This is a genomic window from Flavobacterium anhuiense (assembly GCF_001705175.1).
GTDB classification, from domain to species: domain Bacteria; phylum Bacteroidota; class Bacteroidia; order Flavobacteriales; family Flavobacteriaceae; genus Flavobacterium; species Flavobacterium anhuiense.
Genome location: NZ_CP016907.1, coordinates 3,953,495 through 3,965,716, shown reverse-complemented (window position 1 = coordinate 3,965,716; position 12,222 = coordinate 3,953,495). Strand labels below are relative to the sequence as shown.

The following is a 12,222-nucleotide window of genomic DNA, read 5'->3' as shown; positions in this document are numbered from 1 at the left end:
AAGAACTCATTCTCAAGAAATTTATCAATTAAAAGACATGCAAAATGCGTTTTTTTAAAAAAAACTTTTCAATATGTGTCTATTAATTAGACCTAACAGGTTTTAAAAAACTGTTAGCTTTAAACCTAAAACATAAAAAAAGACGCACTGAAGTGCGTCTCTACATAAATCTTTGAACCTCTGAACCTTTGCACCTAAACCTTAGAACCTCAGCATCTCAGCACCTTAAAACCTAAGCTATTCCCCATTTAGAGAATAAAATAAAAATGCTTATCATGCCAATAATCAATAAAGCAAAATACCAATAACGATTTTTCCAAGCCGATAATTCTACTGTTTCTAATTTGATTTCGGTGTATTGATACGCAGGATAATACCTAGATACCAATAGCATACAGAATGAAGTCAGAATAAACAAAAGAGCCAGCATGTGCAGATAATGCAATTTAATGTCCAATACATAATTGAAAATAATATAGCTCAAAATGAAAAAAATCATACCTATTTTTGCTGCTTGAGGCGGTACTTTTTTAAATACAAAACCAATCAGTATAATAGTAAAAATGGGCACACAAAACATACCGCCTAATTGCTGCAAGTAAGTGTAAAAACCAGCTTTACTAAAAATGATAAATGGTGCCGAAAACATAGCCAGAGCTGAAACAATAATTTCAAATTTACGTCCTGTGTAAACCAGATGTTTCTCTGTCGCTTCTTTATTTCTTTTCTCTAACCAAGGTTTGTAAAGATTAAGAACAAATAAAGTACTGCTGCTGTTAAGTCCTGCATTAAAAGTACTTATTGCTGCCCCAAGAACAACAGCTGCGGTAAGACCAATCATGATTCCCGGCATTGTATCTTTAATGACAAGAGGAAAAACTTCTGCTGTATTTTCCAGATTTTCATAAAGATGAACTCCAACTAATCCTGGGATATTAATTATAAAAGGACATAATAGTTTTCCTAAACAAGCCAATCCCATCCCTTTTTGGCTATGCGATAGACTTTTTGCCGAAAGAGCCTGCTGAACAATGAATTGTTCCATTCCCCAATAATACAGATTCATGATAAACATACCTGTAAAAATCGTGCTTAACGGAATTTCATCCTGAGGCCCACCAATTGCATTTAAATGCTCTTTATTTTCTGAAAGCAGAATATGAAGTCCTTTGAAAAAATCTCCATCTCCTAAAAATTTAAAACCAAAATATGGGAATGCAATACCAATAGTCAGCAAACCGACACTCAAAACAGTATCGCTGATCGATATGGCTCGCAAACCGCCCAAAACTGAATAAGCGCAACCTGTAAGACCTATCAGCCAGACCATTACCCAAATGTTCTGCCAATAACTAAATCCAAATGGAGACAAGAAATTAAACATTCCAGTCAGCGCTACTGCTCCACCATATAATACGGCTGGAAGTAAATTAACAATATAACTGCAAAGAAATATAATAGACACGAGTCTTTTAGTCGATTGATCGTAACGCTTTCCGAGATAATCGGGAATTGTCATTGCTCCAGTTCGAAAATAAATTGGAAGAAAAAACTCAGCAACCAAAAGCATCGCCAGCACAGAACTTACGCCCCATGCTATCACGCTCATGTTATTGGTGTAAATAGATTCGTTTTCACCTATAAACTGATTAGCACTTATATTACTGAGCAGTAAAGCACCTCCGACTATGAAAAAATTATTGTTATGGTCTGCAAAAAAAAGTCCGCTTGTTGTCTGTACCTTTTTTTTTCGCGTTTTTATTGCTGAAATAACGGCAACTAAACCCGTAATCAGTAGGAAACTAACAATCGATAAAACATTCATAAATTACAGCGAATTTCTATCGATAAGAACTGTTGGAATGATTTCCTGCGTTTTTTTTCTGTTCAGCACAAAATCGGCTGCTCTTCTTCCCATTTCAGAGAAATCTGTAGAAAACGTGGTTACTCCGTCAAAAATGATCTCTTTTACAATATCATCGTTATGCGAAATAAAACCAATGTCTTTACCAATCTTCAATCCTTTAATTTTAGAATCTTTCAGCATTTCCCAAAGTTCCAAATTGTGAATGGTAAAATATACTTTTCCTTTTTCCAGAGAGCCAGCTGTATATTCTTCTTTTATGACACCTTTGATATCATAATCTTTCATAAATCTTTTAAAAGAATTTAAGATTTCATTAGGTTCTGCAGACGATGGCTTGAAGAAAAATACCAATTCATCGTACTTTTTAATTTTATCTTTAAGCTGCACAAAAGCGTTGTAAGACGAATCTCCAAACTCTTGTGCAACATAATTGTAATCTTCATCTGTTTCTATAAAACGGTCTACCAACAGCACTCTGTTTGTAGGCAATTGTTTTAAGACAGCAGGTGTTTTTTTATTCGGAATCGGAGCGATAACAAACATTCCGTATTTTCCTTTTATGCTTTGAACTATATTTTCGAACGTATCAAAATTGTTATGATGAAAGAAAATATCCAGTTGCACATTTTTACCTAATCCTTTTCTAAAATTCTCGTAAAACATTTCCTGAAAAATATCAAAAGCAAATATCAGCAATGCCACTTTTAATTCTTGCTTTACATCATTGGTAGCTACAAAATACCCCAATCGGTTTTTCGATTCTATAATTCCTCTGTGCACCAATTCTTTATAAGCTTTTGCAATGGTTTCTCTCGCAAAACCTAGTTCGCTTATAAAAGTATTTACAGACGGAAGTAAATCGCCTTTTACGACTACCTTTTCATCAATGGCATTAATTATTCCCTGAACCAATTGCTCATGCTTAGATAAGGAATTTATAGATTCAAGATTTTTGATCTGCTGAATAATTTGCTTCATAAATCGTTTTAATAAGTATTTATTTAGAAAATATTGTATTACAAATATATACTAATGTTTGAAATTTAGTTTAGGCCTTAGTAATTTTTAAAACAACACTACTGTTTGATGCTGTAACATTCGGATTAATCCCAACTTGCATTAAAAAATCGCCTGAATATACAGCGGTTTCTACCACTGGTTTTTTATCTGGATACACGTTAATTTCTTCTACTTTATAGTTTTGTCCAGCCTGCAATCCTTTTAGTTTAATTGGAAGATGAGTTCCTGCTTCATATCTAGAGTTAACAGAATAGCTGAAAACCACAGCTTCATTACCATTTTTATTGACAAACATTACAGAAGCAGCATCATTATCCCACGGATTCTGCAGACGATATTGGTCTCCCTGCCAGATGGTATTACTTAATTCGTTATAGTTTTTTATTGCTTTTTGAGTGAAAGCCAAATCCTTTTCATTTAAATCTTTTACCACAATATCAAAACCTAATTTTCCCATCATAGCAACATCTGTACGGTATTTTAGAGGTTGTTTTCCCCAGTCTGTAACGTGTGCCGCAATAGTAAGCGCTGGATAAAAATACGAGTATTCCCATTGCATGTAAACACGCTCTAAAGGATCTGTGTTGTCACTTGGCCAGAATTCTGTAAAGTATTTCAAAGCACCATAATCTACTCTTCCTCCACCGCCAGAACAAAGCATCATTGGCACTTTTGGATATTTTACGCGTATACGTTCCAGCACTTTGTACAATCCGTTTACATAATCGGTGTAGAAATTATTCTGTTTGTCTTTCAAATAATTAGAATAAGCATTATAAATCACAGCATTACAATCCCATTTAATATAAGCCAATTCTGGATTTTCAGTAAAAAGATTATCTACAACTCCGTACACAAAATCCTGAACTTTTGGATTTGCCAAATCTAAAACCAATTGATTACGGAAATAATGTTCTGCTCTTCCCGGCTGTTTGATAACCCAATCAGGATGTTTTTTATATAAATCACTAGCAGGACTTACCATTTCTGGCTCAATCCAGATTCCGAATTTCACCTGATTGTCTTTAGCCGTTTTTACTAAAGTTCCGATACCGTTTGGCAATTTCTTTTTGTTAACATCCCAATCTCCTAAAGCGGCATCGTCATTGTTACGCGGATATGTATTTCCAAACCATCCGTCGTCTAACAAGAACATATCTACTCCCAGTTTTTTACTATCAGCGATAAGCACTTTTAATTTCTCTTCATCAAAATTAAAATAAGTTGCTTCCCAGTTATTTAATAGAGTTAAACGATCTTCTTTTCCGTCTAAGATTTTGTAACTTCTTGACCAGTCGTGCAGATTACGGCTTGCAGTTCCTTTTCCTTTTGATGATAAAGTGTACCAAAATTTAGGAGTCGTAAAAACTTCGCTTTTAGCTAATTTGTAAGCTGCTGCCGCATTATTGATTCCAGAAATAACACGAAGATTATTCAATGGATCTAATTCTAAATCGGTTCTAAAATTACCTGACCATTCTAAACCTGCAAATAAAACTTTCCCTTCATCTTCAGTAGCTGGTTTATCCAAAGAAACCATAAAAACAGAAGGTTGAAACAAATTGGTGCGAGATCCTAATTTAGTATCTAAAGTTTTGATTCCGTGAGTAATTTTAGTTTCTTCTGGCTGCATTTCTTTTGCCCAGTCTCCATGATATTGATTCAAATAAAAGTTTTTGTATCCTTTCAAATATAAATTAGCCGATGCATATTTATTTAAAGTGATGCTTCCTTTTTCATTATGCTGAATGGTTGTCCATTGCTCAATAACATCAGTATCATAATAAGCCTGAATAAACAAATGAACCTCAACTGGATAAACAGGATCTTTTAATGTAATTTCGGTTTGAGAAACTCCTGTACTCACCGCATTCGTTTTGTGACTTACATATAGCAAATCCAAAGAAGTGTTTCCGTCAGCATGTGTGACTGTAATTGCAGGTTCTAATAAATTTTTTGATCCAGAAGCAGTGTAAGCCGCGTTATAAATTCCTGAATAATCCGTTCCTTGACGAAACTGACTTTGTATTTTAGCATAATCCGAGTCGTTTGCCAGTTTTTCTCCTAAATAAATAGTGTTAACTTCTTTTCCTGGTGTTACTTGTAAAACTAATGCATTAGTTTTTGTTTTTACAGCAATAATCTGTTGTGCGGTTACTGTACTGCAATAACTCGTGAGAATAAAAAATGCTATCGCAAAAGACTGCCTTAAATTGATACTTTGTTTTTTCATTTTATTATATGTTATTTTTTTATTTTTTTCCTTCTGTAATTCCTTTCCAATTATCGGTTCTAAATGATGATGCTGGCAATCCTGATACATTGGTTAAGTTTCCGTCTGGATTGTCTGCCCAATTGTATCTTACAGCCACAGGGTTTGGAACTTCCTGAGCATAAACAACTACTTTTCCATCAACTATTTTTGCTTCTGCCCAATAAAACTTCTGGTCGGATCCCGCAATTGAAAATCCTTTCAGCGAACTTTCTTTGGCTTTAATTCCTGCATTAAAATCAAAATCCAGAACAATGCTGTTATGCACAATTTTATGTGATTTATAAAGAGGTCCCGAATAATCAATTTTGATATTATACACTTTCGCCAAAGCAATATTCGCCAAGCGCCCTCCTACATCTTGTTTATTTTTTGGATGAATGTCTTCTCCATTACCAATATCGGTTGTAACAGCCATTCCTGTATTGGGAACTTTTAAGGTCAGGAATTGTGCTTCTCTTAATTCTGCCCAATCAGAATCTCCCGGCTGTTTTTTCTTCTCTTTATAATTTGCCAGTTGCACAAAGAAAAAAGGAAGGTTTTTGTCTTTAAATTTGTCTCGCCAGTCGTTTATCAAGAGTGGCATTAACTTTTGATATTGATGCGCTCTTTCGGCATTACTCTCACCTTGATACCAGATTACTCCTTTTATTTTATAATCTAACAAAGGCGCAATCATGGCATTGTATATGGCGCTTGGTCGGTTTTGCCCTTGAGCCAAATATGGTTTTGCAGGCAAATCTTTACTGTCGACACCAATAACATATTTCCAATCTCCGGTCAATGAAATAGTTTCTTTATCCGATTTTAAAGCGATATTTTCATCGCCGTAAATTCCTCCATTTCCTGCTCCGTCAAAAACTCTTATTGTTATTAGGTTTTCACCTTTCTTCAAATATTTCGCTGGAATGGTATAATGGCGTTCTACATTATAACCTTTAGTTTCTCCAATATAATTTCCGTTAACCCAAAGTATATCATCGTCGTCGGCATAATAACTAAATTTAAAATCTTTAGTATTATCCAAAATGTTGACTGTTTTCCTAAACCAGATTATTCCATCAAAATTTCCTAAGCCGTTGCTGTCAAAGAAAGAAGGCACTTTCATTGTTTTCCAAGCTGAATCATCAATTTTAGATTTTGCCCAAACTGCTTTTTCTTTCTCATATCCTTTGTCAGCATTAGCAAGATGTTTTTCCCAAACTGCTAAATCAGCATTGTATTTTTTTTCTAAAGCTTCTCTGCTTGTTTCAGATTTCATGGCTTCAATTTCGGTATCAAAATCATGAATGGTACTTAACGCTCCTGAACTTGTCCATGCTTCAATTAATGTTCCTCCCCAAGAAGAATGAATCAATCCAATGGGAATCTTTTTTTCTTTATAAATTTTTCTAGCAAAAAAATAAGCTGTTGCACTAAAATCAGCAATAGTTTTAGAGCTGCATACATTCCACCCATCGTGTTGCACTTTTAGTGTGTTTAGAGGTAAAGTGCTTTCGATATGTTCGGCTTGTAATAATCGTATTTGAGGATAATTGGCATTTGCAATTTCTTCTTTATAATTATTGATTTTTCCCCAGCCTTCCAAAGGCATTTCCATATTGCTTTGTCCAGAACATAGCCAAACATCGCCAATTAAAACATTTTGCAGCGTTTTTAAATCTCCGTCATTTATTGCAATAGTATAAGGGCCGCCATAAACTGGAGTTTTTAAAACTACATTCCATTTACCGTTTACCACATTTGTTTTATAAGTCTTTTTATCCCAAGAAGTTGTAACAGACACTGATTGTTTATCGCTTTCTCCCCAAAAAGGAACTGTACTTTTTTGCTGCAAAACCATATTATCTGTAAAGAAAGATGGCAATGAAACCGTTGCGTTTATTACGTTTGAGGAAAGAATAAACAAGGTAAATACTAAAGCCGTTTTCTTAAAAAAATATTTTCTCATAAATCTGTAAATTAACGTTTTACTATTTTAAATAAACCAGCATCTTTAGCACCAAGATTTAAGTCTATACTGTTCTTTTTTATCTCAACAGTTTCGGCTGTAAAAAGATTTTGCAATTTATAATTACCGTTCTTAACACCAAGTCTTTCTAATGATAAAGCAAAATTTTTAGCTGCTGAACCATAATTTAAAACTGCCACATACCAATCATTTCCTATTTTTTGTTCGAAAACTTCAGTTGTTAGTTTTCCCGTATTTCCTTCTACTGGACGAAAAGCTACTCCATTGGCAACAATTTTAAGCAATTCCTGATTTTGAAGCCAATCTTTTGCACGCTTGCTCCAGATTCCATCTTTACTGTAGTCGTCTCCCGTAATTAATGTTCCCGTAATTACCGAAGATATTAATCTAGCTCTATTTTCACCTTCTGTAACATCTGCAAAAACAACATGGTCTGCATCTATATAATCATACAAATGCGTTTGCCACCAGCCATAATTGACACTATTTAATGTGTATTGTGTCTGCTCGATTGTTTTCCAAGCGTCGCATGCAATACGGCGAACGTGTACGTAACGGCCTGTAGCCATATTAGGAGAAATTGCAGCATAAATTAGCATTTGTCCATCTAATGCTTTTACTAAATGTTCCATTCCTACTTTATAAGCCTGCATTCCTGTGGTCACATTTTTATCATAGAATGAAGTCGATTCTGCAGCGGCGTGACCTAAAAAGTCAATTTTTATCATTTTAAAACCACATGCTTTTAGCTTATTAATAACGTAATCAACGCGTTTAAGCGTTCCAGGATGTGTAGGATCTATGGCACGAGCACCGTCGAAATCAAAATAAGTATTTCCGGTTTTAGTCCACAATTCTCCAAAAGTATAATCACTGCCTTCTGCTTTACGGTTTGGGCCGTCTTTCCAACCCCAATCTGTAAAAGGTGCCCAATAGGCTCCAGGTTCTAAACCTTTGCTCTTGCAATAGTCTGCAAATTCTTTTAATTTGCTAAAATCTCCTATAAATCCGCCTTTTACCATATTATCCCAAAAAGAATCGAGATCAATATAAGCTGTATTGCCTACTCTAAACTGCGGAATTGAGTTCGCAAAAAAATCGGCAACTTTAGTCGTGTTTTCAAAATTAATTTTCTCCATCAAAACGCCCCAACTGTTCCAGCCAACTGGCGTTGGTTTATCCCAAGTAAAAACAAAAGGTTTTTCTACAATACGATTTGTTTTTGCATATTCTTCCATCCCTTCTCTCCAATCAGAATAATATCCGACGAAGAATTTAGGAGACAAAACTTTTTCACCTTTTATTATTCCATGCGCAATACTATCTCTAGTTATTTCTTTTTCTGAAAACCCAGCCCAAGCTGAAAATTGTGCTTCTTTATTTGTATTGATTGTTTTAACAGCGCTTTTCCAAACGGTATGTTCAAGTGAACCTACAATAAAACCGTTTCTTGAATTGTTATTGAATATAATTCCAACTTCTGCACTAGTATTTTGAGAAATAGTATCTAGTTTTTTAGAATTATAACTTATAAAAGCATCATTGTCATAAGGAACAAAAACGCTATGCAGATTTTCAATTTTATCAAAAGCAATTTTGCCTAAATCTAATGGTGAGATATAATTGGTCGCAATTTGTTTTCCGTTGCTTATTATTTCTATTTGAGTTATAAAGTAAGACTTATTGGTATAAGTATAAAAACTCTGAATTAAAGTTGGGTTGTTTTTCTCTTTATAAGTTAAAGTATATTTTAAACCATTTCCTAAATCATCTTTAATAGTTTGTTTTGCAAAAATAGCATCCGGATATGAATCTGCCGTTACGGTTTTTCCGTTGACCAGAACAGAAGTTTTTGCTCCGCTAAATACAGTTTTTCCAGATTGGCTTACTGAAATCGTTTTTTGTTTCACATCATAAATAATGATTCCGTTTTTACCAAAAGTCATTGTAATATTTTTTGCGCTAAAGCTGATATACAAAAAAATACTGCCAGAAAAATAGATAAAAACAGTTTTTTTAAAGGAAAAGGATAGTGGTTCATTAGATAAGTTTTTTGGTTTATTATACTATTCTATACTACAATAATACAAATTAAAATTAACCCTGCAAGAATATAAGTAAAAATAGTGCTCATTTTTTCCGATTCCAAAAACATAAACTCCTATAAATCAATAAATAAGTTTATTTAACGCAAATTATTTTTTCTTCCAAAATAGTCAATCTGACAATAAACGGATAAAAAATTAAAAAAGATAAACAAAAAATATGCATCTCAAGAAGTACTATATTTCAAATTTGCCGTTTAAAAATTCTAAAACATCAATACAAAAAATCCCGATTCTCAACATAATGAAAATCGGGATTTTTAAAAGTTACTTAAAGATTTTTAATTCTTAACAAATTTAAAATTTTGCTGAGGATGTCCAGATGCTTTCACTTTTACTACATAAACGCCTTTTGTAAGACCGCTTACGGGAATTTCTGAACTAATTGTTCCATTGTTTATAAAAGTAGTTTTCCAAACTTCTTTTCCTGCTATATTATGCACTGAAATTACTGTTGGACCATTAATTTCCTGATCAAACTTAATTTTAAAACTCTCTGTCGCAGGATTAGGAAAAACATAATTAGTAGAAGCATTCGACCAATTATAACTTGGAGTACTTAATGTCCCGCTAGAAATAGCATAAATCGCAGCATCAGCCTGAGGTAGTTGAACACTTAATGTGCTTTGAGCTGTACTCGTAGCTCCAGAATAGAGTTCTTTAACAGTATAATTGCCTGAACCAATCCCTAAACGACTCAAACTGATATTATTTGTCGTAGCCGAATTGCTGTAATTAAAAACTGCGACATAAGTAACGTTATTATGCGTAGCCGAAAAAACATTCGCCGCATTATATCCCGTATTTCCATCTGCAGGAATAAAGTGCATTTCGTTACGTGCGACATCCATTACATCATTATTTTGCAAAAGATTTTGCGCAGTAGTTTTCCATTGTCCAGCAACAGAAAAATCATCACCAGTAATTACCGTTCCTGTAACTACACTGCTTAATAATCTTGCACGATTCTGTCCGATTGAAGCGTTTCCGAAAACTACGTGATCTGCATCGATATAATCATAAATTTGATTTTGCCACCATCCATAAGTTGTACTATTCAAAGTATAATCAGTATCACTTATTGTCGCGTACGCATCACATCCAATACGTCTTACATGCACAAAAGGACCAGTAGCGAGATTAGGTGATATAGCTGCCTGAACCAGCATCGTTCCTCCAATTTGGTCAATTAAGAATTTCATTCCTTCTTGATACGCTTCCATTCCTGTATGCAGCTGATTATTAGCAAAGCTATCCGCTTCAATACTTGCATGAGTTAAAAAGTCAATTTTTATCATTTCGAATCCAGCAGTTTTAAAACGATTTATAAAATATTGAATTCTTGCCTTAGTTCCAGGACTTGTCGGATCCATAGCGTAAGCGCCATCCAATTCTAAAGGATTTCCATTGACTTTTGTCCAACACTGATTATAAGTATATGAACTTCCTTCAACCTGACGATTGTATTTTCCCCAATCTACAAACGGAGCCCAATAAATCCCAGCCTTATATCCTTTACTTTTTGCATAAGTAACAAATTGTGCCAACTCCGAATCGCTCATATTATCCCAATACGAATCTAAGTCGATGAATAAAGTATTATCCTCCGTTTTAAACGCAGGGCAATCATTATGAAAAAAATCTACCACTGCTTTTGCCTTCGTTAAGTTGATATTGGTCTGCATAGCTCCCCAACTGTTCCAACCAATTGGTTTTGGTGCTGTCCAGTCAAAAATATATTTGGGTTGCATTGCTGCGTTGGCTTGTGCAAATTCTTCAAATCCAGTTCTCCAATCATCCGTAGCATTAATCATAACTTTTGGAGAAGGGCAGCTTGTCTGGCCCACATTTACCCATCCATGACCTCTTGTATCTCTGGTTACATCTTGTTTGGTCCAACCCGCAATAACCGAAACATATGCCGATGAAGAACCTCCACCACTTACCGTAACGCCTGTTTTCCATTTGGTATGTTCCAAAGAACCAATTACAAGTCCTTTTCGATTGGTATTGTTATAAATATTGGTTACTTCTGATGCTGTAAAATCAGCTGAGTTTAAAGTATAAGCATTGTAGCGGATCCAAGCATCATTATCATAAGGCACAAATACGGCTCTTGTATCTCCTGTTCCAAAATTTGGCGTTATCTGATTACTGGTTAAAGGCGACATTCTATAACAGTTTGATCCGTTTCCTGTTAAGACCACTTGCACCGCCAAATAGTTTTTATTGGTGTATGTGTAAAAAATCTGTTGCATTCCAAGATTATAATTCCCACTTAAAGTAAAAATATGTTTGGTGCCGTTTCCTATATTGTCTGTAAACGGCTCTGAAGTGTAAACCGCTGAAGCAAAATTACTGCTCAAGTATTGCTGATCACTGTTGGCATAAGCAGATGCATTGCTAATTACAGTTGCACCATTAAACTTTATGCTATAGGTTTTATTAGTGAGGTTATAAACAATACTATTGTTTGTTCCAAAAGCGATAGTTTGGTTAGTTCCAACCGCTAATGGTGTCAAGACAAACTTATCCAGATTAGGAGCCCATGAATTGGTATTATCCCAAAGCAGAGTGGTTGTACCGCTGTTTAGATAGACGCTTATATTTTTGGAAGCTGCTGTGCTCCATCCTCCACTTGGCTCACATGGAATTGCAATAGCCGTGGCTGAACCAGCAGTTAACCGAATTGCACGCGGATCTCCTGTACAGTAAAACAATTGCAGATTGTACCAGCCTGTTGTAGCTACGTTGACGTTTAAAGAGACACTTCCTGTACCTCCTAAATTACCGACTATTTTTCCTGAACAGGAATCACAGTTTTGAATGTCAGCATTTCCGGTACGAGTGCCGTTTTCAAATTCGTAAGTCTGCCCCCAGCAGCATATCGTTAATAAAAAAAACATTAAAGCTAGAATGTTTTTAACTGGGACGGTTTCTTTTGTAATTTTTTGCATGGTTTTCTTAATTAGTTAGTAAAATTTAC

The 12,222-nt window shown here is 34.7% G+C and carries 6 protein-coding genes; all 6 read right to left on the bottom strand.

Annotated features, from left to right (window positions below):
* Positions 1 to 232: 232 nt before the first annotated feature.
* The 6 genes from BB050_RS16820 to BB050_RS16795 all read right to left on the bottom strand — a co-directional run bounded on the left by BB050_RS16820 (position 233) and on the right by BB050_RS16795 (position 12,193).
* Positions 233 to 1,825 (bottom strand): solute:sodium symporter family transporter, encoded by a 1,593-nt coding sequence (locus BB050_RS16820; protein ID WP_066034380.1) that lies wholly within the window; start codon positions 1,823 to 1,825, stop codon positions 233 to 235.
* Between the two features lie 3 nt (positions 1,826 to 1,828).
* On the bottom strand, positions 1,829 to 2,845 hold the full coding sequence (locus BB050_RS16815; RefSeq protein ID WP_008469304.1) for a GntR family transcriptional regulator: 1,017 nt from the start codon (positions 2,843 to 2,845) through the stop codon (positions 1,829 to 1,831).
* Positions 2,846 to 2,915: 70 nt separating this feature from the next.
* Positions 2,916 to 5,120, bottom strand: a complete 2,205-nt coding sequence (locus BB050_RS16810; protein ID WP_066035210.1) for an alpha-galactosidase — start codon at positions 5,118 to 5,120, stop codon at positions 2,916 to 2,918.
* Between the two features lie 19 nt (positions 5,121 to 5,139).
* Entirely contained in the window at positions 5,140 to 7,110 is a 1,971-nt protein-coding gene (locus BB050_RS16805; protein WP_066034379.1) for a sialate O-acetylesterase, read from the bottom strand.
* An 11-nt stretch (positions 7,111 to 7,121) separates the two neighbouring features.
* Positions 7,122 to 9,077 (bottom strand): alpha-amylase family protein, encoded by a 1,956-nt coding sequence (locus BB050_RS16800; protein WP_066034378.1) that lies wholly within the window; start codon positions 9,075 to 9,077, stop codon positions 7,122 to 7,124.
* Positions 9,078 to 9,517: 440 nt separating this feature from the next.
* On the bottom strand, positions 9,518 to 12,193 hold the full coding sequence (locus BB050_RS16795; protein WP_066034377.1) for a T9SS type A sorting domain-containing protein: 2,676 nt from the start codon (positions 12,191 to 12,193) through the stop codon (positions 9,518 to 9,520).
* Positions 12,194 to 12,222 lie beyond the last annotated feature (29 nt).